Raw genomic sequence first — 23,205 nt, 5'->3', positions numbered from 1 at the left:
TGCCGCACCCTGCGCTACCCAGAACGCGCAGGTCGGACACGGGGTGCCCGGTCACACGGCTCAGCGGTGGCGGCGCACCCCGAAGACGATGTCCTCCCAGGCCGGGATGGCCGCCCGCGGGTCCTCGGCCTCCGGGTCCAGCACCCGGTCGAACACCACCGTGTCGTGCTCGGGTCCGCCGTCGCCCGACAGCAGGACGTCGACGGGGTTGCCGTCCACGGGCACCACGTTGCGCACCTCGTCGTCGTCCTCGGTGGCGGGCGCGGGCTCGGGTGCCCACTCCTCCTCGACCGGGACGGCGGCGACGGCGCGGCGCGGCGGAGCGGCGGGCAGTCCGGACGGGACGTCGGGGACCACGCGCACCAGACGGGTGCCCTCGGCGAAGTCCATCGTGGTGGCGTCCAGCGGGGTGACCGTGCGGGTGGTGGTGTCGAAGCTCCACCGGGTGGTGCCGGACTTGTGGCCGGCCTTCCACGCCGCGCGCACCGCCCAGGTGCCGTCCTCGGCGCGCGAGGCGTCCCAGCGGACGCCGTCCAGGTCGGCGCCCAGCAGCCGCAGCCGGTCGGACATGAACTGCTGCAGCGCGACGCCGGGGGTGCCCTCGGACAGCCGGACCCGGGCGCCCTGGGCCTGCTCGGCCACCCGGGCGCGCTCCTGCAGCACCGGGTGGGCGAAGCGCATGATCCGCTCCACCGACGTGCCCGAGGCGTGCGCGACCTGCTCGGGGGTCTCCCCGGCGCGGATGCGGGCCTGGATCACCCGGGGCGGCAGGGCGTGGGCGGCGTCCAGCTCGATCTGCCCCATGCGCTGGGCGTCGCCGCGGGCGGCGGCCTTCAGCCGGTCGTCGATGGGCAGGTGGAAGCGCTCGCCGTTGTCGATCGAGTCGGGCACGTCCGCGGCCAGGACGAGGCTCCTGCCGTCGTCGGAGAGGGCCACGAGGCGCAGCGTGCGCATGGGGGACGACCTCCGGGACGAGCAGGGACACGGGACCAGCGCCGAGGCTAACCCGGCGGCCGGGGCGCCCGGCCCGGACACGCGGACGAAACCCCGACGGGGCAAGGTGGACCCGACCCGGCGCCGGCCGGACCGAGGGAGGCGCTCGTGTGCGGCATCGCGGCCGAGGTCAGGTTCGACGGCGGGGTGGCCGACGTCGCGGCGGTGGCCCGGATGTGCGCCCAGCTCGCCCCGCGCGGGCCCGACGGGTCGGGCGCGTGGCAGTCCGGACCGGTCGCCCTCGGCCACCGGCGGCTGAGGATCATCGACCTGTCCGACGCCGGCGCCCAGCCGATGGTCGACCTGGAGCTCGGGCTGACCTGCGTGTTCAACGGGATCGTCTACAACTACCGCGAGCTGCGCGAGGAGCTGCGCGCCGCGGGCTACCGGTTCGGCTCCACCAGCGACACCGAGGTGGTGCTCAAGGCCTACCACCGCTGGGGCGCGGCCTGCGTCGAGCGGTTCCACGGCATGTTCGCCTTCGTCGTCGTCGAGCGGGACACCGGCCGGGTGGTGGTCGCCCGTGACCGGCTGGGCATCAAGCCGGTGTACGTCAGCCGGGGCCCCGGCCGGGTGCGCATCGCCTCCAGCCTCCCGGCGCTGCTGCGGGCCGGGGGCGTGGACACCTCGATCGACCCGGTGGCGCTGCACCACTACCTGAGCTTCCACTCCGTCGTCCCCGCCCCGCGGACCATCCTGGCCGGGGTCGGGAAGCTGCCGCCGGCCACGGTGCGCACCTACGAGCCCGACGGCCGCGAGTCCGACCACGTCTACTGGGCGCCGGTGCACGAGCGCCGTCCCGACCTCGCGGGCCTGTCGCCCGCCGACTGGCAGGACGCCGTCCTGGACGCCCTGCGGACGGCGGTGCGCCGGCGGATGGTCTCCGACGTCCCGGTCGGCGTCCTGCTCTCCGGCGGCCTGGACTCCTCGCTGATCGTGGGCCTGCTCGCCGAGGAGGGGCAGCGCGACCTGGCCACCTTCTCCATCGGCTTCGAGGCCGTCGGTGGCCGGGAGGGCGACGAGTTCGCCTACTCCGACGTCGTCGCCGAGCACTTCGGCACCGACCACCACCGGCTGCTCGTGCCCTCCGCCGACGTGCACGCCGGCCTGGACGGTGCCATCGCGGCGATGGCCGAGCCGATGGTCAGCCACGACTGCGTGGCCTTCTACCTGCTCGCCCAGCAGGTCAGCCGGCACGTCAAGGTGGTGCAGAGCGGGCAGGGCGCCGACGAGGTGCTGGCCGGCTACGACTGGTACCCCCCGCTGGAGGGCGTCCCGGTGGAGCGCGCGGTCGAGGCCTACTCGGCAGTGTTCGTGGACCGGCCGCACGCCGAGCTCGCCGGCATCCTCGCCGACCGGTGGCTGCTGACCGAGGACGCCAGCCGCGCCTTCGTCGCCGACCACCTCGGCCGGCCGGGGGCGGACACCACGCTGGACCGGGCGCTGCGGCTGGACTCCACGATCATGCTCGTCGACGACCCGGTGAAGCGGGTGGACTCCATGACCATGGCCTGGGGGCTGGAGGCCCGGGTGCCGTTCCTGGACCACGAGTTCGTCGAGCTGGCGGCCGCCGTGCCCCCCGAGCTCAAGCTCGCGCAGGGCGGCAAGGGCGTGCTCAAGGAGGCCGCCCGGGCGGTCATCCCGGCGCACGTCATCGACCGGCCCAAGGGCTACTTCCCGGTGCCGGCGATCATCCACCTGGAAGGCGAGTACCTGGCCAGCGTGCGGGAGGCGCTGCACGCCCCGGAGGCCCGGGAACGCGGGTTGTTCCGCGCCGACTACACCGACCGGCTGCTCGCCGAGCCCAACGCGCACCGCACGACCCTGGGGAGCAACCAGCTGTGGCAGGTGGGGCTGCTGGAGCTGTGGCTGCAGAAGCAGGGCATCCGCTGACCCCGCACTGCCGATGACGCCCGGGAACACCGCGCGGGCGCTGCCCGCTGCACCCCGGAGACGACCCCCAGGAGGTGGCATGACCCGGCTCGACCCCCAGCAGACCACCGGTCTGCCCACCGACGTCCGCGCGGCGCTGGCCCGCATCGCCTCGGCCGCCGGCACCTGGTGCCCGGCGCTGGCCCCCGACGGCGAGCGGGTGGCCTGTGTCGGCGACCGCGCCGGCCTCCCGCAGCTGGAGGTCGCCACCCTGGACCAGCGGACGACGCCGGCGGTGCTGTCCGGGCCCGGGCAGGAGGTCGTGTCGGTGGCCTGGTCCCCCGACGGGGAGTGGCTGGCCTACCTGGTCAGCCCCGGCGGGTCGATCCGCGCCCAGCTGTGGGCCGTGCGCCCCGACGGCACCGACCGCCGGCTGGTCCTGGGCCACCCCGGCGCCACCGTCTTCGCCGGCGGCTGGACCGCCCGCCCCGGCCACTACGCCTGCACCGTCGCCGAGGGCCCCGGCGCCGACGTCGTCCTGGTCGACGTCGTCACCGGCGAGCACGCCACCCTGGCCAGCGGCGGGTTCCTCGCGCTGACCGCGATGTCGGCCGACGAGACCCGGCTGCTGGCCCGCCGCGGCCCGCGCGGCTGGCGGCACGTGGTGCTCGTCGACGTCGCGACGGGCGAGCAGCGGCGGGTCATCCCGGCCCGGGCGCCCGGCGGGCGGCAGAGCGAGGACGGCCGTTTCGCCCCCGACGGCCGGTCGGTCTACCTGCGCGCCGCCCAGCCCGGCCCGCTGGGGGAGGACCGCACCGCGCTCGTCGTCGTCCCGCTGGACGAGGACGGCGCACCCGGCGAGCCCCGCGTCGTCGTCCGCCGCCGGGACGGCGACCTGGACGGCTACGCGGTGCGCGCGGACGGCACCGTGCTGTGCGTCTGGACCGTGGACGGCGTCACCGAGCTCGACGTCCGCCGGGTCGACGACGGCACGCTGGTGCACCGGGTGGACCTCCCCCTGCCGGTGATGCCCGGTTGGTCGCTGGCCGCCGACGGCCGCTGGCTGGTCGCCGAGCTGACCGGCCCGGCCGACCCCCGCGCGCTGCACCTGGTCGACCTGGACGGCGGCCCGGTCACCCGGCTGCCCAGCGCGCCCCGCCGGCCCGACGCCGAGCTGCTGGTCCGGCCGGTGCGGCACCACTACCGCGCCGCCGACGGGCTGGAGCTGGACGGCTGGCTGTACGTGCCGCCGGGCGTGCACGGCCCCAACCGGACCGTGGTCAGCTTCCACGGCGGGCCCGAGGGCCAGGAGCGGCCGGCCTGGTCGCCGGTCGCGCAGGCGCTGGCCGCCACCGGGGTCACCGTCTTCGCGCCCAACGTCCGGGGGTCCGGCGGCCGGGGGACGGCGTTCATGGGGCTGGACGACGTCGCCGACCGCGCGGCCTCCTTCGCCGACGTGCCGGCCACCGTCGAGCACCTGGTCGAGGCGGGCATCGCCGCGCCGGGGCGGGTGGGCGCGCACGGCTGGTCCTACGGCGGCTACCTGACGCTGGTCGCGCTGACCCGCTGGCCCGACCTGTTCGCCGCCGGCGCCTCGCTGGCCGGGATGAGCGACCTGCGCACCTTCTTCGAGCGGACCGAGCCGTGGATGGCCGCGGCGTCGGTCACCGAGTACGGCGACCCGGTGACCGACCGTGAGATGTTGGCCACGATCAGTCCGATGACGGCACTGCAGCAGTTGCGCTCGCCGGTCCTGCTGGCGCACGGTGACCGGGACACCAACGTCCCCGTCGAGGAGTCGGTCCAGGCCCACCGGGCGCTGACGGCCCTCGACGCGCCCGCCGAGCTGCTCCTGCTCGCGGGGGAGGGCCACACCGTCGTGGGCCGGGAGAACCTGGTGACGCTGACCGAGGCGATCGCGGAGTGGTTCGACCGCTGGCTGTGAGGTGGCGATGACCGGCACGACCGACCTGTTCGCGCACTACCGGCCGCACCCCGCCGACGAGGTGGTCGCGCCCGACGGCGCCGTCCGGCCCGGCTACCGCACCGTGGTGCCCGCCCTCGAGGAGCTCGGCGGTGTCGGGCTGGCCACCGCGGTCGGGGAGATGGGCCGGGAGCGCCGGGCCCGCGGCGTGGTGTTCGGCTCGTTCGTCGACGGTGCGCTGGTGGAGCACCCCTTCCCGGTCGACCCGCTGCCCCGGCTGCTGCCTGCCGACGAGTGGGACCACCTGGCCCGCGGTGTCGAGCAGCGCACCCGCGCGCTGAACGCCTTCCTCGCCGACGCCTACCGGCCCGGCGGCCGGCGCCGCGGCGACGGCCGGGACGCCGCCCCCGAGGCGGTGCGCGCCGGCGTGCTGCCCGGGTGGCTGGTCACCCGCAGCCCCGGCTACCGCCCGGCCGCCGTCTCGCTCGCGTGGGCCGGCCAGCAGCGGGCCACCGTGGCCGGGCTGGACCTGCTGCGGACCGCCGACGGGTGGGTCGTGCTCGAGGACAACCTGCGGGTGCCGTCGGGTCTGGGCTACGCGATCGTCAACCGCGACAGCACCCGCGCCGCGCTGCCCGGCCTCTACGCCGACCGGGCCGGGCTGGCCGAGCCGTCCGAGGCGGTCGCGGTGCTGCGCGCCGCGCTGGCCGACGCCGCGCCCCCGGCCTGCGACGGACCGCCGCAGCTGGCGCTGCTCACCGACGGCCGGGTCAACACCGCCTGGTTCGAGCACCGGCTGCTGGCCGAGGCCATGGGCATCCCGGTCGCCACCCCCGACCGGCTGTGGGCCACCCCCGAGGGCGGGGTCGCCGTGGAGGTCGAGGGCGAGCGGGTCCCGGTCGACGTGCTGTACCGGCGCTTCGACGACGACGAGCTGGCCGCGCACCTCAACCCGGTCGGCACCCCGTTGGACGTGCTGCTGGGCGGCGCGGTGCGGGCCGGCCGGCTGGCGCTGGCCAACGTGCCGGGCAACGGGGTGGCCGACGACAAGGCCACCTACTGCCACGTGCCGGCGATGATCCGCTTCTACCTGGGGGAGGAGCCGGTGCTGGACACCGTGCCGACCTGGGTGCTGGCCGACCCCGACGACCTGGCCGCCGTCCGCGACCGGCTCCCCGAGCTGGTGGTCAAGCCCGTCGACGGCTACGGCGGGCAGGGCGTGGTGTTCGGGCCGTGCTGCTCGGACGCGGAGCTGGCGGAGCTCTCGGCCGCGGTCGAGGCCGCCCCGCACCGCTTCGTCGCCCAGGAGCCGGTCGACTTCTCCACCGTGCCGACGCTGGTGGACGGCGTGGTCGCCCCCCGGCGCGTCGACCTGCGGGTCTTCGCCGTCGCCGGGTCCACCACCCGCGCGCTGCGCGCCCCGCTGACCCGGGTGGCCCTGGAGGAGGGGTCCCTGCTGGTCAACTCCAGCCGCGGCGGCGGCTCCAAGGACACCTGGATCCTGCCGCCGCCCTGACGCCGCCCGCCCGCACCGCCCGGACAGTGATCAGGTCACCTGGTCCACGTACGTCCACCCACACCGACGTCCGTGTGGTCGGCCGGACGGTGACCAGGTCCCCTGATCACTGTCCGGGCCGGGTCAGAGGCGCTCGACGACGTGGTCGATGCAGGCGGTGAGCGCGGAGACGTCGTCGGGGTCGACGGCGGGGAACATGCCCACCCGCAGCTGGTTGCGGCCCAGCTTGCGGTAGGGCTCGGTGTCCACCACGCCGTTGGCCCGCAGCGCCTTGGCCACCGCCGCGGCGTCGACGGAATCGTCGAAGTCGACCGTGCCGACGACGTAGGACCGGTGCGCCGGGTCGGCGACGAACGGCATGGCGTGCTCGGAGGCCTCGGCCCAGCCGTACAGCCGCGAGGAGGACTCCTGGGTGCGGGCCACCGCCCCGGACAGCCCGCCCAGACCGTTGAGCCAGTCGAGCTGGTCGGCCAGCAGGAACAGCGTCGCCACCGCGGGGGTGTTGTAGGTCTGGTCCTTGCCGGAGTTGTCGACGGCGATCGACAGGTCGAGGAACCCGGGGACCCACCGGTCCGACGCCTTGATCTCCGCGATCCGCTCCAGCGCCTTCGGGCTCATCAGCGCGATCCAGATGCCGCCGTCGGCCGCGAAGCACTTCTGCGGCGCGAAGTAGTAGACGTCGGTCTCCAGGACGTCGACGGGCAGGCCGCCGGCGCCGGAGGTGGCGTCGACCAGGACCAGCGCGTCGTCGTCGGCGCCCTCGGGACGGACGACGGGCGCCATCACGCCGGTCGAGGTCTCGTTGTGCGCCCAGCCGTAGGCGTCCACCCCGGCGACGGCCTGCGGCAGCGCCAGCGAGCCCGGGTCGGCCTTGCTGATCACCGGGTCGGCCAGGAACGGCGCCTCGGCGACCCCGGAGGCGAACTTCGCGGAGAACTCGCCGTAGGTGCCGAACGCGGCGCGGTCACGGACCAGGCCGATGGTCGCGGCGTCCCAGAACGCCGTGGTGCCGCCGTTGCCGAGCACCACCTGGTAGCCCTCGGGCAGGTCGAACAGGGTGGTGAGGCCCTCGCGGACCCGGCCGACCAGGTTCTTCACCGGTGCCTGCCGGTGCGAGGTGCCCATGAGCGCGGCGCCGTCGCGGGCGAGCGCGGCCATCGCCTCGGGGCGGACCTTGGAGGGGCCGCACCCGAAGCGGCCGTCGGCGGGGAGCAGCTCGGCGGGGATCTGGATCGTCATGGTGTCCCTTACACGGGGGAGAGGATCGACTTGTCCTTGATGCTGTCCCAGCCCTCGACGTCGGAGGGCTTGCGGGTGTCGGGGCCGACGTAGCGGGCCGACGGGCGGACCAGCCGGCCGGTCTCCTTCTGCTCCAGGATGTGCGCGCACCAGCCCGCGGTGCGGGCGCAGGTGAACATCGAGGTGAACATGTGGCTGGGCACCTCGGCGAAGTCGAGCACGATCGCGGCCCAGAACTCGACGTTGGTCTCGATCGGGCGGTCGGGCCGGCGCTCGCGCAGCTCGGCGAGGGCGGCGTCCTCGAGGGCCTTGGCGGCCTCGAAGCGGGGCGCGCCCAGCTCCTCGGCGGTGCGGCGCAGCACGCGGGCGCGGGGGTCCTCGGCCCGGTAGACCCGGTGCCCGAAGCCCATCAGGCGCTCCTTGCGGTCCAGCAGGTCCTTGACGTAGGTCCGGGCGTCGCCGGAGGCCTCCACGCCGTCGAGCATGTGCAGCACGCGGGAGGGCGCGCCGCCGTGCAGCGGGCCGCTCATCGCGCCGATCGCGCCGGACAGGGACGCCGCGACGTCGGCGCCGGTGGAGGCGATGACCCGGGCGGTGAAGGTGGAGGCGTTCATGCCGTGCTCGGCGGCGGACACCCAGTAGGCGTCGACGGCGGCCACGTGCTTGGGGTCGGGCTCGCCGCGCCAGCGGACCATGAACCGCTCGACGATGGTCTTGGCCTCGTCGATGCGCTTCTGCGGGACGGCGGGGACGCCGATGCCGCGGGCGGACTGCGCCACGTAGGACAGCGCCATGACCGCGGCCCGGGCGAGCTCCTCGCGGGCCTCCTCGGCGGAGATGTCCAGCAGCGGGCGGTAGCCCCAGATGGGGGTGAGCATGGCCAGGGCGGCCTGCACGTCGACCCGGACGTCGCCGGTGTGCACCGGGATCGGGAACGGCTCGGCCGGGGGCAGGCCGCTGGGGCCGAACTTCCCGTCGACCAGCAGCGCCCAGACGTGGCCGAAGGTGATCTTCCCGACCAGGTCCTCGATGTCGACACCGCGGTAGCGCAGCGAGCCGCCGTCCTTGTCCGGTTCGGCGATGGTCGTCTCGAAGGCGACGACGCCCTCGAGGCCCGGAACGAAGTCGTCGGACATCTCGCATGCTCCTCTGCGCGCGGGATCCGTGCCCGAGGTGTCGGCGCACGGCTGTGCGTGAATCTAGGTCACCCCGGGACGGCCGACCCAACCGGACGGTCCCGTCCAGCGGCAGGTGCGACGGGTGTCACACCTGGTCGCGCGGTGGTTGCAGGGTGGGAGCATGGCCCGGTGCCCGACCTGACGACGATGCGCCGCGACTACGACGAGGGCAGCTTCTCCGAGAGCACGCTCGCAGACACCTGGCTGGCCCAGTTCCGGCGCTGGTTCGACGACGCGGTGGCCGCCGACCTGGCCGAGCCCAACGCGATGGTGCTGGCCACCGCCGACCCCGATGGCGCCCCCGACGCCCGGGTCGTGCTGCTCAAGGGCCTGTCCGAGGACGGTTTCGTGTTCGTCACCAACGGCGCCTCGGCCAAGGGTGCCCAGCTGGCCCTCGACGACCGGGTCGCCCTGGTCTTCCCGTGGCACGCGCTGCAGCGCCAGGTCCGGGTGGTGGGGACGGCGGCGCGGCTCGCCGACGCGGAGTCCGACGCCCTGTGGGACCCCCGCCCGCGCGGGGCGCAGCTGGCCGCGGCGGCCACCGTGCAGTCCTCGACGGTCGAGGGCCGCGAGGACCTGGTGCGCGCCTTCCGGGAGCTGGACGAGCAGACGCCGGAGGGGAAGCTGCCGCGGCCGCCGTCGTGGGGCGCCTACCGGGTGGAGCCGCAGCGGGTCGAGTTCTGGCAGGGCGGGCACGACCGGCTGCACGACCGGCTGCGCTTCGAGCGGGACGACGAGGAGGGCGGCAGCTGGGTCGTCCGCCGCCTCGCACCGTGAGCTCGCCGGTCGACGGGCCCGCCCCGCAGGAAGCACCACCGCGCCGCCGCAGGGGGTGGGCGCTGGACACCCGGCCGCTGGCGATCCCGGCCTACCGGCGGCTGTTCGCCGGGGTGACGGTGACGATGCTCGGCCAGCAGATGACGCTGGTCGCCGTCCCGTTCCAGGTCTACGCCCTCACCGGCTCGTCGTTCCTGGTCGGCGTCACCTCGGTGGTGGCGCTGGTCCCGCTGGTGGTGTTCGGCCTGCTCGGCGGGGCCATCGCCGACACCATGGACCGCCGGCGGCTGATGCTCATCACCTCGGTCGGGGCCGCGGTGACCAGCGCGCTGCTGGCCGTGCAGGCCGGTCTGGGCATGGACAACCTGGCCGTGCTCTGGGTGCTGACCGCCTTCGTGTCGGCCTTCGCCGCGGTCAACCAGCCCACCCGCAGCGCCGCCATCCCGGCCGTCGTCGGCACCGGACTGGTGCCGGCGGCGAACGCGCTGGCGATGACGGTGCGGCAGATCGGCGTCATCGCCGGGCCGCTGCTGGCCGGCGTGCTGATCGGCCAGGGCGAGCTGTTCCTGACCTACGTGGTCGACGCGGTCGGGTTCGCCGTCGCGGTCTGGCTGGTCCGCGGCCTGCCGGCCCTGCCGGTGGCCGGGGCCGCGGGCCGGGTCCGGGTCGGCGCCGCGGTCCGCGGGGTGCTGGACGGCTTCGTGTTCCTGCGCACGCAGCCGGTGCTGCTCATGACCTTCGTCGTCGACATCGTCGCCATGCTCTTCGCCTGGCCGCAGGCGGTGTTCCCGCAGCTGTCCCTGACGGAGTTCAGCGGCGAGGCCAACAGCCTGGGCTGGCTCTACGCCGGCATCTCGATCGGGTCGCTGGTCATGGGCCTGACGTCGGGCTGGGTCAGCCGGGTCGACCGGCAGGGCGCCGTCGTCCTGGGCGCGATCGCCGTCTGGGGCGCGGCGATCATCGGCTTCGGGCTCGCGGGCTCGCTGTGGTTCGCCGTCCTCTGCCTGGCGGTGGCCGGTGCCGGTGACATGGTCAGCGCCGTGCTGCGCAGCTCGATGCTGCAGCTGGCCGCCCCCGACGACATGCGCGGCCGCATGCAGGGCGTGTTCATCGTGGTGGTGGCCGGCGGTCCGCGGTTGGGCGACCTGCGCGCCGGTGCGCTGGCCAGTGCGTTCGGCGTCTCGGTGGCGATGTGGACCGGCGGGGTGGTCATCGTCGTGGCCATGGCGGTGGTCGCCGTCGCCGTCCCGTCGTTCTGGCTGTTCCGGGCATCGCAGGCGGCGCGTACGACCTGACCGGGCCGGGCAGTGGGGGGCATGGCCCTCTCCCGGATCCTCGTCCTCGTGCTCGCCGGCGGTGCCGGTGGCCGGCTGGAACTGCTCACCGAGCAGCGAGCCAAGCCGGCGGTGCCCTTCGGCGGGGTCTACCGGCTGGTGGACTTCCCGCTGTCGAACTGCGAGCACTCGGGCGTCGCCGACGTCTGGGTGGCCGTGCAGTTCCAGCCCGCGTCGCTGTCGCAGCACCTGGCCAACGGCCGGCCCTGGGACCTGGACCGCACCACCGGCGGGCTGATGACCCTGCCACCCTTCCGGGGCACCGACCGCGGCGGCTGGGCGACCGGCACCGCCGACGTGCTGTGGCGGCAGGCCGACCTGGTGCGGGGGTTCGAGCCCGACGCGCTGGTCGTGGTCAGCGCCGACGCGGTCTACCGGCTGGACTACCGCCAGGTCGCCGAGGAGCACCTGGGGTCCGGTGCGGAGGTCACCATGGTCACCACCGAGGTGTCCGCCGACGACGCCTCCCGGTACGGGATCGTGCAGACCGACGGGGACCGGGTCACCGACTACGCCTACAAGCCCGACCGGCCGGCGACGACGACGGCCACCAACGAGGTCTTCGTCTTCAGCCCGCGGCCCACGCTGGACCGGCTGGAGGCGCTGGCCGCCGACGCCGGGGACGACGGCCTGGCCGACCTCGGCGACGCCCTGCTGCCGGCGCAGACCGCCGACGGGCTGGCCCGGGCGCACCGGCTGGGGGGCTACTGGCGCGACGTCGGCACCGTGCCGGCGTACTGGCAGGCGCACATGGACGTGCTGGACCCCGAGCCACCGATCGACCTGGACGACCCGGCCTGGCCGGTGCACACCCGGGGCGGCCGGCACTCCGCGGCCCGGTTGCTGCCCGGCGCCACCGTCGAGGCCTCCCTGGTCTCCGGCGGCACGCGGGTGGCCGGCACCGTGCACCGGTCCGTGCTCTCGCCCGGGGTGGTGGTCGAGGACGGCGCGACGGTGACCGACTCGGTGCTGCTGCCCGGCGTGCGGGTACGTGCCGGGGCCCGGGTCCACCGGGCGGTGCTCGACGACGGCGTGGACGTCGGCCGCGACGCGACCGTCGGCGGGGACGGGGAGGTGGCCCTCGTCGGCCGGCGGGCCGTGCTCGACCCCGGCGCGGTCGTGCCCGCCGGCGCCCGGTCCCCCGACCCCGGCTGAGCATGGCGCGCGCCACGTGCTTGACGTGGCTCACACAAATGCATGACACTCGGCCTGCCGATCGCTGAGCCAAGTGTCATGGAATGGGCCCGGGACCCTGGTCCCGGATGATCCTCCGGTTCTGGCCCAGCGGGCGTCACCCCGCCGCCGGACCGCTCGATGAGGAGCAGCCATGCCCCGCCCCACCACCCGCCCCTCGCGGCGCCGATGGGTGGCCGTCGCCGCCCTCGCCGTCGCGTCCGTGCTCAGCGCGTGCACCTCGCAGTCCTCGGGGGGAGGGAGCGGGGGAGGAGGGGACAGCACGCTGCAGCTGCAGTTCCCGGGTGCGCCGATCAGCCTGAACCCGGCGCTGGCCGGCAACGGCGGCTCGTCGGTGTTCACGATGCTGGCCTACGACCCGCTGATCTACCTCTCCGGCGACGGCGACCTGGTCCCCGACCTCGCGACTTCCTGGGACTACGTGGGCGAGGGCAACACCGTCTTCGAGATGCAGCTGCGCGACGGGGTCACCTTCTCCGACGGCAGCCCGATGGACGCCGACGCCGTGGTCGCCTCGATGGAGTACTTCCTGCAGGCCGGTGGCTCGCTGGCCCCCCAGGTGGGCGACGTGCAGTCGGTCGAGGCCACCGACGAGTCGACCGTGCGGGTCACCTACGGCCGGCCCAACCCCGACGCCGCCTCGACCATGACCCAGTACTTCGGCTTCGGCGTGATCATCGGCCCGGCCGGCCTGGCCGACCCCGACTCCCTGCTGAACGCCTCGCAGGGCACCGGCCAGTACACCTACGACCCGGACACCTCGGTCACCGGCGACCAGTACACCTACCAGCGCAACGAGGACTACTGGAACCCCGACGCCCAGTTCTACGACTCGGTCACGGTGCGGGTCATCGGTGACCCCAACGCCGTCCTGTCGGCCGCGCAGACCGGTCAGCTCGACGTCTCCGAGGGCGACACCAGCACCCTGTCGCTGGCCCAGGACGCCGGGCTCGGCGTGGTCACCGCACCGTTCTTCAACTGGTCGCTGGTGCTCGCCGACCGGGCGGGCACCATCACCCCGGCACTGGGCGACGAGCGGGTGCGCCAGGCCATGGGCTACGCCCTGGACCGCGCCTCGATCGCCAGCGCCCTGGGGCCGGACACCTTCGAGCCCAGCACCCAGATCATCCTGCCCGGCCTGGACGGCTACGTCGACGACGCCGGCACCGGCTACGACTACGACCTGGACCGGGCGCGTCAGCTGATGGCCGAGGCCGGGTACGCCGACGGGTTCTCCATGACGCTGCTGACCCAGCCGATCCTGGACCCGAACACCGCGATCTCGCAGGCGGTGGCCAGCGCCCTGGGCGAGATCGGCATCCAGGTCGACCTGCAGGTGGAGTCCACCGGTGTCCCGGCCTTCATCCAGGCCGGCAGCTCGGGCCAGTACGCGGCGCTCATGTGGCCCTCGGCCGGCGCCGACATGGCCCAGGTCACCAACCAGATCCTGGCCCCCGGCACGGTGTTCAACCCCTTCGACACCACCGACCAGCAGGTCCAGGACCTGCTGGGGCAGGCCTTCGCGGCGACCGGCCAGGAGCGCACCGACCTGTACGAGCAGGTCAACCAGCGCCTGGAGGAGCTGGCCTGGGTGGTCCCGGTGATCTCGACGCAGAACATCTACTACGTCGCCGAGGACGTCACCGGGGTCACCGCGTCGGTGCAGAACCCCAACCCGATGCCGGTGGCGCCCGACGCCGACCTGGCCTGGCGACCGGCCTCGTGAGCCCGGCGACACCGCAGCGCGGGAGGACGCCGTGCTGAGGATCGTGCTGCGGCGCCTGCTGTGGGCGGTGCCGCTGGTGCTGGGGGTCTCCCTGGTGGTCTTCCTGCTGGCGTCGCTGGTGCCCGGCGACCCGGCCAGGACGATCCTCGGGGAGTCGGCCACCCCCGAGTCGGTGGCCGCGCTGCGGGCCTCCCTCGGCCTGGACAAGCCCTGGTACGAGCAGTACCTGAGCTGGCTGGGGGGGCTCGCCCACGGGGACCTGGGCACGTCGGTGTTCACCGGGGAGCCGGTGACCTCGGCGCTGAACAGCCGGCTGGCGGTCAGCCTGGCCCTGGTGCTGACCACGGTGCTGGTCAGCACGGTGGTCGGGGTGGCCACCGGCATGGTCGGGGCGCTGCGCGGCGGGGTGGTGGGCCGGGTGCTGGACGTGGTGTCGCTGGCCGGCATCGCGCTGCCCAGCTTCTGGGTCGCCCTGGTGCTGGTGTCGCTGTTCGCCGTCAAGCTGCGCTGGTTCCCCGCGACCGGCTACGTCTCGCCCGACGTCTCCGTCGGCGGGTGGGTGTCCTCGCTGGTGCTGCCCGTGGTGTCGCTGGGTCTGCTGGGCATCTCGATCATCGCCAAGCAGACCCGCGACGCCGCGCTGACGGTGCTCGTCAGCGACCACGTCGCGGTGCTGCGGGCCAACGGCCTGCCCGAGGCCCGGCTGGTGCTGGTGCACGTGCTGCGCAACGCCTCGATCCCGGTGGTCTCGGCCATCGGCGTGGTCTTCGTGGGCAGCCTGGACGCCACGGTGTTCGTGGAGAGCGTCTTCGTGCTCCCGGGCCTGGGCAGCCGGGCCACCCAGGCCACGGTCGACCACGACGTGTCGGTGATCCTGGGCGTCGGGGTCTACTTCACCCTCGTCGTCGTCCTGGTCAACCTGCTCGTGGACGTGGCCTACGGGCTGCTGGACCCGAAGGTGAGGACGGCGTGAGCGCCACCGTGCCGACCGCGGAACCCGCCGGCGCCGCCCCCGTCCGGCAGGGGCTGCTGCGCGCCGTGCTGGCCGGCTGGCGCGGCCGGATCGCCCTGGCGGTGCTGCTCGTGGTCGTGCTCGGCTGCGTGGTGGGCGCCGTCGCCACCCCCTACGACCCGCTCGCGCAGGACCTGGCCGCGGCCCGGCAGACGCCGTCGGGTGCGCACCTGCTGGGCACCGACCTGCTCGGCCGTGACGTGCTCAGCCGGCTGATGGTCGGCGGGTCGTCCTCGCTGCTGGCGGTGCTGGTCGCGGTGGTGGTGCGCACGGTCGTGGCGCTGCCGCTGGGCCTGGCGGCCGGCTACCTCGGCGGCCGGGTCGACCAGGTCATCACCCGGGTCGTCGACCTGGTCATGGCCGTGCCGACCATCGTCATCCTGCTGTCGGTGCTGACCCTGTTCGGCAACGACCTGCTCGTCGGCATGGCCGTGTTCGGGCTGCTGGGCGCGGCCGGGCTGGTGCGGGTGGTGCGCGGCGCGGCGCTGGCGGCCAGCCAGGAGCTGCACGTCACCGCCGGGCGGCTGATGGGCCTGACCCGTGCCCAGGTCGCCACCCGCCACGTGCTGTCCCGGGTGCGTGGGGTGGTCATCGTGCAGACCACCCTGTTCGCCACCATCGCCCTGGGCGTGCAGACCGGCCTGTCCTTCCTCGGTCTGGGGGCACCGCCGCCCGAGCCCACGTGGGGCAGCATGGTCGGCGAGGCCGCCAGCGTCGTGCAGAGCTTCCCGTGGCTGATGCTGCCCACCGGTGGTGTCATCGCGGTGACCGTGCTGGCCCTGGGCGTGCTCGGCGACGTGGTCCGCGACGCCACCGCCGACCGGTCCTCGGCCTCGGGCGGACGGTCGGTGGGCCGCTGGGAGCGCGTGCCGGCCCCCGACCCCGGCGACCCCGACCTGCTGCTCGCCGTCCGCGGGCTCGAGGTCGTCTTCGCCACCGCGGCCGGGGAGGTCAGCGTGGTCCGCGACGTCGACCTCGACATCCGACCCGGGGAGACCGTCGGCCTGGTCGGGGAGTCCGGCAGCGGGAAGAGCGTGGTGGCCAAGGCCGTGCTGGGGCTGCTGCCCCGCAACGGCGCGGTGGTCGCCGGCTCGGCCTGGTGGCAGGGCACCGACCTGACCGGCCTGCGCGGTCGCGGCTGGCGGGGCATCCGCGGCAGCCAGATCGCCCTGGTCGCCCAGGACCCGCTGCGCGCCCTGGACCCCACGTCGCGGATCGGTGCCCAGCTGGGCGAGCTGGTCCGGGTGCACGACGGGGTCGGCCGGCGGGCCGCCCGGGCACGTGCGGTGCAGCTGCTGGAGCAGGTGCAGGTCATCGACCCGGCCGAGGTCGCCGGGCGGTACCCGCACGAGATCTCCGGGGGCATGGCCCAGCGGGTGGCCATCGCGATGGCGCTGGCCGGCCGGCCGCGGCTGCTGGTCGCCGACGAGCCGACGACGGCGCTGGACGTCACCGTGCAGGCCGAGGTGCTGGACCTGCTGCGCACCCTGCAGGAGGAGACCGGCATGGCGATCCTGCTCGTCACCCACGACTGGGGTGTCGTCGCCGACGCCTGCGAGCGGGTCGTGGTGCTCTACGCCGGCGAGGTGGTCGAGCGCGCCGACGCCGCCGACGTGTTCGCGGGGCCGGGGCACCCGTACACCCGCGCACTGCTGGACTGCAGCCCCGACCAGCCCGCCCCGGACGGCACCCTGCGCACGGTGCCGGGGACCGTCCCGCCGCCGGAGGCCTGGCCGACCGGCTGCCACTTCGCCGCCCGCTGCCCGCGGGCCCAGGACGACTGCACCCAGGAGGGCATCCCGATGGTCGACCTCGCCGGCAGCCGGGTGGCCCGCTGCCTGCACCCGCTGGTCCCGGCAGCCGAGCCCGTCGAGCTGGCCGGGGGGAGGTCACGGTGACCGCACCCCTGCTCGCGGAGCTGGACGGCGTCTCGGTCGACTACCGCTGGGGCCGTCGCGGCACCCGCCGGGCGGTCGACGACGTCAGCTTCGGCGTGGCCGTCGGCAGCACGCTGGGGCTGGTCGGGGAGTCCGGGTCGGGCAAGAGCACGCTGGCCAAGGCCCTCGTCGGGCTGGCGCCGGTGGCCGCCGGCGAGGTGCGGCTGGACGGCGTCGCCCAGGACGGCGCCGGACGGCGCGACCGCGCCTTCCTGCGCGACGTGCAGTACGTCTTCCAGGACCCCAACAGCTCCCTCAACCCGACCCGCACGGTGGGCTGGTCGGTCGCCGAGCCGCTGCTGGCCCTCGGCGACCGCGACGGGACCCGGCCCGGCGCCGAGGCCGTCCGGTCGCGCGTGGCCGACATGCTCGCCCGGGTGGGCCTGCCCGCCGACGCCGCCGGCCGCTACCCGGCCCAGTTCTCCGGCGGCCAGCGCCAGCGCATCGCCATCGCCCGCGCGCTGGTGGTGGCCCCGCGGCTGGTGGTGTGCGACGAGGTGGTCAGCGCGCTGGACCTCTCGGTGCAGGCCCAGGTGCTCAACCTGCTCACGCAGCTGCAGCGCGACCTGGGCCTGGCCTACCTGTTCATCTCCCACGACCTCGGCGTCGTGGAGCACATGGCCGACCAGGTGCTGGTGCTCTACCGCGGCCGGGTGATGGAGACCGGGTCGGCCGGCGCCGTGCAGGGCGCGCCCGGGCACCCCTACACGCAGGCGCTGCTGGCCGCGGCGCCGGTGGCCGACCCGGAGCGGCAGCGGGAGCGCCGCGCCGCGCGGGTGGCCCGGGCCGCCGCGGAGCGCCGGGCGCCCGCCCCGCTGGGGGACTCCTGCCCGTTCACCCACCGGTGCGCGCTGGCCACCGACGTCTGCCACGACCGGCGGCCGCAGCTGCGCACCTCGCCGAGCGGCACGCAGGTCACCTGCCACCGCACCGAGGACGCGGTGGCGACCCTGCCCCCGGCGGTGGTGGCGTGAGGGCCCGGGAGCTGCCGGTGACGCCGGCGTCGGTGCCGCTGGGCGCGGCCTCGGTCCCGGGGCTGCCGGGCGGGGTCGACCTGACCGCGCACGGCTACGTCGAGCACGAGTTCCTGGTCACCGGCGACGGCTGGACCACGCGCGTGCTGACCCGCCGTCCGGCCGACCCCGCGCGGGCGTCGGGCGTGCTGCAGGTCGAGGCGCTGCACCCGGAGTTCGACACCGCGGCCACCTGGCGGGTGCTGCACCCCTGGGTGCTGCGCACCGGGGGTGCCTGGCTGGGCATCACCACGGCCCGGGTCACGGCCGCCTCGATGCGCGAGCAGTTCGACCCCGACCGCTACGCCGACCTCGACCTGCCCGAGGACGTCGCCGGCCAGCAGCTGGTCGCCGCCGTCGTCCGGGCGGTGCGGACCGGCGAGCTGGACCTGCTGGGCGGCCAGCCGGTGCGCCGGGCACACCTGTCGGGTTGGTCGATGACCGGCTCGTTCGTCCGGGTGTTCCTCGGCGAGGGCCACCACGAGGCCGTGCGGCTGCCCGACGGGGCGCCGCTGCTGGACGGGTACGTGGTCGGCATCTCCTCCGGCGGTGCCGGACCGGCCGGCTACCCGCCGCCGCACGGCAGCGGGGAGGTCCCCCTCGACGACCCCCGCCGGCGGGTGGGCGGGCACGACGTCCCGGTGGTCGAGGTGCTCAGCGAGACCGAGTCGGCCACCCACGCCCCGGTGCTGCGGCCGGACTCCGACGAGCCCGGCGACCGCTACCGCCTGTACCAGGTGGCCGGCACCGCCCACGACAGCACCGGTCCGTCGGAGGTGCTGGTCAACGCCGCCCAGTACCGGGCCCGCGGGCTGCCCACCGGGAGCAACCGGGTCGTCGAGGAGCGGTCGCGGGCCCGGCTGGACCTCGTCGCCCGGGCGGTGTTCGCCGCGCTCGACACCTGGGTCGCCGAGGGGGTGCCGATGCCCCGGGCCGACCGGTTCGCCTTCGCCGACGCCTCCGACCGGCGCATCCCGGACGGCGCACGGCCCCTGGCCCGCGACGCCGTCGGCAACGTGCTGGGCGGCGTCCGCACGCCCTGGGTCGAGGCCCCGCTCGCCTCCTACTGGCCCTACGCCACCCCGGTGCCCGGCGGGTGCGTGCCCTCGCCGTTCGCGCCCCCGCACCTGGACGCGCAGGTGGTCGCCGACCTCGTCGGCGTGCGCACCCCACTGGACCCCGCACCCGACCGCGCCGCGCGCTTCGCCGCGGCCACCCGGGCCCTCGTCGAGCAGCGGCTCCTGCTGCCCGAGGACCTGCCCGAGCTCCCCGACCCCGACAACCCCGGAGGACGACCATGACCACCATCCCGCTCGAGGGCGGTGCCCACGTCTGGGTGGAGGAGCACGGCGGCGGCGACCGGCACGTGCTGTCCTCCGCGATGGGCTTCTCCCGCTACCCCGCGATCCTGGCCGAGCAGCCCACCGGCGCCCACGTGGTGACCGTGCAGGCCCGCGGCTTCGGCCGCTCGTCCCGCTCCGCGCAGCCCCCGGCGATCGGCTGGCTGGACCAGTGGGCCGACGACGTCGTCGCGGTCGCCGACGCCCTGGGCATCGACCGGTTCGTCTACACCGGCGTCTCGCACGGCGCCGGCATCGGCTGGCACCTGGCCCGCCGGCACCCCGACCGGCTGCGCGCCCTGGTGTCCGTCGTCGGCACCCCGCACGACCGGGACGGCGACACGTCCTCCTCGGCCGGCCGCCGGGAGATCGTGGAGAACCGGCGCGACCCGGCGGTCATCGAGAGGGCGATGCGCACGATCGGGGGCCCGCTGGACGCCGCGGTCGACGGCCCCGACCGGGTGGCGCTGCGGGACGCCTTCGTCGCCGAGAAGGTGGCCGCGTTCCTGGCCATGGACGACGAGGAGAGCCGGATCAACCAGGGCATGCCCTACCCCGAGGCCACCGACGAGGCCTCGCTGCGCGCCGTGCTGGCCGGCGTCGACCTGCCCGTGCTGGTCATCGCGGGCATGCGCGACGGCGTCATCTCCCCGCAGTCCACGCTGCGCGCGCTGACCTGCGTCAGGGGCTCGGTGGGCGTGCTGTTCGAGGACGAGGGCCACTTCGTCGCCGACGAGCGCCCCGAGCGGCTGGTCGGGCCGATCGCCGAGTTCCTGGCCGGCCTGCCGGTGCTGGAGGGTGCCCGGTGAGCGACCTGACGGTCCTGGCCGTCGGGGACCTGGTCCTCGACGAACCCGACCCCGACTCGTTCTTCGACCCCTCCCGGGAGTACCTGCACACCGCCGACCTGGCCATCGGCCACGTCGAGGTGCCGCACACGACGGCGACCGTGCCCACCGTCGTCGACGTCCCGGCGCCCCCGGCCGACCCGGCGGCGCTGACCGCGGTGGCCGCGGCGGGCTTCGCCGTCGCCACCACCGCCGGCAACCACGCCTACGACCTGGGCACCGACGGCGTGCTGGACACGATCGCGCACGCCCGCGCCGCCGGGCTGGTGGTCACCGGCACCGGTGCGACGCTGGACGAGGCCCGGGTGCCCGCCGTCGTCGAGCGCGCCGGACGGCGCATCGCGGTGCTCAGCTACAACTGCGTGGGGCCCAAGGAGTCGTGGGCGACCAGCGGCAAGGCCGGGTGCGCCTACGTGAAGGTGCTCACCCACTACGACCTGGAGTTCGCCAACCCCGGCGGCCCGCCGACGGTCTACACCTTCGCCGCCCCCGACACGCTGCGCCGGATGCAGGACGACGTCGCCGCCGCGGCGGCCGACGCCGACCTGGTGCTGGTCTCCCTGCACAAGGGCATCGGGCACACCCCGGCCGTCGTCGCCGACTACGAGCGGCAGGTCTCCCACGCCGCGATCGACGCCGGCGCCTCGGCCGTGTTCGGCCACCACGCGCACATCATGCGCGGCATCGAGGTGCACCGCGGCAAGCCGGTCTTCCACGGGCTGGGCAACTTCGTCACCGTCACCCGCGCGCTGACGCCGTCGGGCAAGAACTCCGCGGAGGTGGAGGCCTGGGGACGGCGGCGCAAGGAGATGTTCGGGTTCGCCCCCGACCCGGCCATGCCCACCTACGCCTTCCACCCCGAGAGCCGCAACACCGCGGTCGCCGTGTGCCGGTTCGCCGACGACGGCACCGTCACCGCCGGCTTCCGGCCCACCTGGATCGACGACGACGCCCGGCCGGTGCCGCTGACCCGCGGGGAGCGCGCCGAGCAGGTCGCGGCCTACGTCGAGGACATCAGCCGCCGCGCGGGCTTCGACACCACCTTCACCTGGTCCGGGGACGACGTCCTCGTGGCCGCCCCCGACGAGAGGACACCCGCATGACCGCCCGCCCCCTGGACGGCGTCGTGGTGATCGACCTGACCACCGCCCTGGCCGGCCCCTACGCCACCCTGCTGCTGGCCGGGCTGGGCGCCCGGGTCATCAAGGTGGAGAACCCGGCCACCGGCGGGGACTCCTCCCGCAACAACTCGCCCTACCTCAGCGCCGAGGGGCTGACCATCGCCCGCCAGGACCCCGAGGACCTGTCCCTGTCGATGCTGGTCCGCGGACGTGGCAAGGAGAGCGTCACCCTCGACCTCAAGGACCCGCGCGGCCGCGAGGTGCTCGGCGACCTCGTCCGCGCCGCCGACGTCGTGGTGGAGAACTACAGCGCCGGGGTGACCACCCGCCTGGGCATCGACCACGCCTGGGCCCGGGCCATCAACCCGCGCATCGTCTACACCTCGATCAGCGGCTTCGGCGCCCAGGGCGGACCGGGCTCGGGCAAGGCGATGGACACCATCGTGCAGGCGCTGAGCGGGCTGATGATGACCGCGGGCACCCCGGGGGAGCCGCCGGTCCGCTTCGGGCTGCCGGTGGGCGACCTGGTCGCCCCGCTCTACGCGGTCATCGGGACCGTCGCCGCCCTGCTGCAGCGCGGGGACGACGGCCCCGGGCAGCACGTCGACGTCTCCATGCTGGGGGCGCTGACCTCGCTGGTGGCCTGCGAGCCCTTCGACGCGCTGGAGGAGATCGGCCTGCCGGTGCGCACCGGGGCCACGGTGCCCCGGCTGGCGCCCTTCGGGGTGTTCGAGGTCGAGGACGGCTGGTTCGCCCTCTGCGCGCCGACCAACGCTTTCGCCGCCGGCGTCCTGCGGGCCATCGACCGCCCGGACCTGGTCGAGGACCCCCGGTTCGCCCAGCGCGACGGCCGGGTCGCGAACGCCACCGAGCTGCACGCGCTGATCGCCGACTGGGCCAAGCGCCGCACCATGGCCGAGGCGCTGACCGTGCTCACCGCGCACGGCGCCCCGGCCGCGGAGGTGCGCGACCCGGCCGGCGCGGTCCGCGACGCGATCGTCGCCGACCGCGGCGAGGTGGTGCCGGTGGTCGACCCGCGGCACGGCGTCTTCCCCGAGCTGCGGGCCACCGGCGTGCCCATCCGGATGTCCGGCGCGATGACCACCCTGGACCAGCCGGCCCCGCAGCTGGGCGAGCACGTCCGCCCGGTGCTGGGGGACCTGCTGCACTACCCGGCCGACCGCATCGACGAGCTGGTCGCCGCGGGGGTGGTCTGAGTGGACGCGGCGGGCTGGGCGCAGCGCTACCGCACCCGCTGGTCCGGTGCGCTGGACCGGGCCGCCGCGGGCACGCCCGTGGTCGGGGTGGTCGGCGCCGACGTGCCCACCGAGCTGGTCGAGGCGGCCGGCGCGGTGCCGGTGCGGCTGGTCGGCGACCCGGTGCCGCCGTCGGCGGAGGCCGTGGCCGTCCTCGGCGCGGCGGTCGACCCGCCGACGCTCGCCCTGCTGAGCCGGCTGCTGGACGGCGGCGCCGCCGGACTGGCCGGGCTGGTGGTGTCCCGCGACTGCCAGGCCTCGCTGGCGCTGTTCTACGCGCTGCGGGAGCTGCGCCGGCTGGACCCCTGGCGCGGGCTGCCCCCGGTGCACCTGCTGGACCTGCTGCACCTGCCGCGGGCCTCGACCACCGCCTACGACACCACCGAGGTGGTCCGGCTCGGCGAGGCGCTGGCCGGCTGGACCGGGCAGGACCCCTTCGCCGGGGACGCGCTGGCCACCGCGCTGCGGGACGCCGCAGTGGTGCGGGAGCGGCTGGTCCGGGTGCAGCGGCGCCGTCGCGCCGCGGAGCCCACGGTCGGCGGCGAGCTCGCCCTGCACGTGCACGGCGTGGTCACCGCGGTGCCGGCCGCCGAGGCCGTCGACCTGCTGGACGCGCTGCTGGGCAGCGACCTGCCCGGGCGGGGACCTCGACGGCGGGTGTTCCTGACCGGCAGCGCGCAGGACCACGACGCGCACTACGCCGTGCTCGAGGACGCCGGGTGGCACGTGGTGGGGGAGGACCACGACCACGGTGACCTCGCGCTGACCGTCGCCGTCCCCGCCGAGCCCACCGCGGCGGCCCTGGCGACCGCCCGGCAGCACCGCGGCCCGGCGTCCCCGACGTCCTCGGTCCCCGACCGCGCGGCGTGGACCGCGGCCGAGGCGGAGCGCTGCGGCGCCGACGTCGTCCTGTCGCTGGTGCGGG

The 23,205-nt window shown here is 75.4% G+C and carries 18 protein-coding genes; 15 read left to right on the top strand and 3 right to left on the bottom strand.

All coding sequences use genetic code 11. The features are described from left to right. Positions 1-60 precede the first annotated feature (60 nt). Positions 61-954, bottom strand: a complete 894-nt coding sequence (sepH, locus tag NH342_RS11905; RefSeq protein WP_253015087.1) for a septation protein SepH — start codon at positions 952-954, stop codon at positions 61-63. A gap of 147 nt (positions 955-1,101) precedes the next feature. On the opposite strand from sepH, the gene NH342_RS11900 reads away from it, so the two are divergent. The 3 genes from NH342_RS11900 (at position 1,102) to NH342_RS11890 (ending at position 6,305) form a co-directional block, all read left to right on the top strand. Beyond that, positions 1,102-2,886, top strand: a complete 1,785-nt coding sequence (locus NH342_RS11900) for an N-acetylglutaminylglutamine amidotransferase (RefSeq protein WP_253015086.1) — start codon at positions 1,102-1,104, stop codon at positions 2,884-2,886. Between the two features lie 79 nt (positions 2,887-2,965). Then, positions 2,966-4,810, top strand: coding sequence for a prolyl oligopeptidase family serine peptidase (locus NH342_RS11895; RefSeq protein ID WP_253015085.1), 1,845 nt, complete (start codon positions 2,966-2,968; stop codon positions 4,808-4,810). A 7-nt stretch (positions 4,811-4,817) separates the two neighbouring features. Then, positions 4,818-6,305, top strand: a complete 1,488-nt coding sequence (locus tag NH342_RS11890) for a circularly permuted type 2 ATP-grasp protein (protein WP_253015084.1) — start codon at positions 4,818-4,820, stop codon at positions 6,303-6,305. A gap of 123 nt (positions 6,306-6,428) precedes the next feature. Here the strand turns inward: NH342_RS11890 and serC are convergent, their stop codons facing one another. Both serC and NH342_RS11880 read right to left on the bottom strand, forming a co-directional pair. Beyond that, the gene (gene serC, locus NH342_RS11885; RefSeq protein ID WP_253015083.1) at positions 6,429-7,544 is read right to left on the bottom strand and encodes a phosphoserine transaminase; all 1,116 of its coding nucleotides are present in this window, start codon (positions 7,542-7,544) and stop codon (positions 6,429-6,431) included. An 8-nt stretch (positions 7,545-7,552) separates the two neighbouring features. Beyond that, entirely contained in the window at positions 7,553-8,680 is a 1,128-nt protein-coding gene (locus tag NH342_RS11880) for a citrate synthase 2 (RefSeq protein ID WP_253015082.1), read from the bottom strand. A 171-nt stretch (positions 8,681-8,851) separates the two neighbouring features. On the opposite strand from NH342_RS11880, the gene pdxH reads away from it, so the two are divergent. The 12 genes from pdxH to NH342_RS11820 form a co-directional block, all read left to right on the top strand. After that, positions 8,852-9,499 (top strand): pyridoxamine 5'-phosphate oxidase, encoded by a 648-nt coding sequence (pdxH, locus tag NH342_RS11875; protein WP_253015081.1) that lies wholly within the window; start codon positions 8,852-8,854, stop codon positions 9,497-9,499. After that, the gene (locus tag NH342_RS11870) at positions 9,496-10,794 is read left to right on the top strand and encodes an MFS transporter (RefSeq protein WP_253015080.1); all 1,299 of its coding nucleotides are present in this window, start codon (positions 9,496-9,498) and stop codon (positions 10,792-10,794) included. The genes pdxH and NH342_RS11870 overlap by 4 nt, the downstream gene beginning before the upstream one ends. 21 nt (positions 10,795-10,815) lie before the next feature. Continuing rightward, positions 10,816-11,988 (top strand): glucose-1-phosphate adenylyltransferase family protein, encoded by a 1,173-nt coding sequence (locus NH342_RS11865; protein ID WP_253015079.1) that lies wholly within the window; start codon positions 10,816-10,818, stop codon positions 11,986-11,988. A 172-nt stretch (positions 11,989-12,160) separates the two neighbouring features. Further along, positions 12,161-13,753: an ABC transporter substrate-binding protein gene (locus tag NH342_RS11860; RefSeq protein WP_253015078.1), complete on the top strand. Its 1,593-nt coding sequence runs from the start codon at positions 12,161-12,163 to the stop codon at positions 13,751-13,753. Between the two features lie 31 nt (positions 13,754-13,784). Further along, positions 13,785-14,726, top strand: coding sequence for an ABC transporter permease (locus NH342_RS11855; RefSeq protein WP_253015077.1), 942 nt, complete (start codon positions 13,785-13,787; stop codon positions 14,724-14,726). After that, on the top strand, positions 14,723-16,663 hold the full coding sequence (locus NH342_RS11850) for a dipeptide/oligopeptide/nickel ABC transporter permease/ATP-binding protein (protein ID WP_253015076.1): 1,941 nt from the start codon (positions 14,723-14,725) through the stop codon (positions 16,661-16,663). Before NH342_RS11855 ends, NH342_RS11850 begins: the two co-directional genes overlap by 4 nt. After that, positions 16,660-17,676, top strand: a complete 1,017-nt coding sequence (locus tag NH342_RS11845) for an oligopeptide/dipeptide ABC transporter ATP-binding protein (RefSeq protein WP_253015075.1) — start codon at positions 16,660-16,662, stop codon at positions 17,674-17,676. The genes NH342_RS11850 and NH342_RS11845 overlap by 4 nt, the downstream gene beginning before the upstream one ends. Further along, positions 17,673-19,016, top strand: coding sequence for an alpha/beta hydrolase domain-containing protein (locus tag NH342_RS11840; RefSeq protein WP_253015074.1), 1,344 nt, complete (start codon positions 17,673-17,675; stop codon positions 19,014-19,016). Before NH342_RS11845 ends, NH342_RS11840 begins: the two co-directional genes overlap by 4 nt. Further along, on the top strand, positions 19,013-19,864 hold the full coding sequence (locus NH342_RS11835) for an alpha/beta fold hydrolase (RefSeq protein ID WP_253015073.1): 852 nt from the start codon (positions 19,013-19,015) through the stop codon (positions 19,862-19,864). Before NH342_RS11840 ends, NH342_RS11835 begins: the two co-directional genes overlap by 4 nt. Further along, a complete protein-coding gene (locus NH342_RS11830; RefSeq protein WP_253015072.1) occupies positions 19,861-21,006 on the top strand; it encodes a CapA family protein in 1,146 nt (381 codons plus the stop codon). The genes NH342_RS11835 and NH342_RS11830 overlap by 4 nt, the downstream gene beginning before the upstream one ends. After that, positions 21,003-22,241 carry a CaiB/BaiF CoA-transferase family protein gene (locus NH342_RS11825; RefSeq protein WP_253015071.1) on the top strand — a complete coding sequence of 413 codons (1,239 nt, stop codon included), beginning with the start codon at positions 21,003-21,005 and terminating at the stop codon, positions 22,239-22,241. Before NH342_RS11830 ends, NH342_RS11825 begins: the two co-directional genes overlap by 4 nt. Continuing rightward, positions 22,242-23,205, top strand: a 964-nt coding sequence (locus tag NH342_RS11820) for a 2-hydroxyacyl-CoA dehydratase family protein (RefSeq protein ID WP_253015070.1), incomplete at its 3' end; no start/stop codon positions are given.

The sequence above is a fragment of the Klenkia sp. PcliD-1-E genome (genome assembly GCF_024124375.1).
Taxonomy (GTDB): Bacteria; Actinomycetota; Actinomycetes; order Mycobacteriales; family Geodermatophilaceae; genus Klenkia.
Note: the sequence above shows the minus strand (reverse complement) of the source record. Positions and strands in the feature narration are given on the sequence as shown.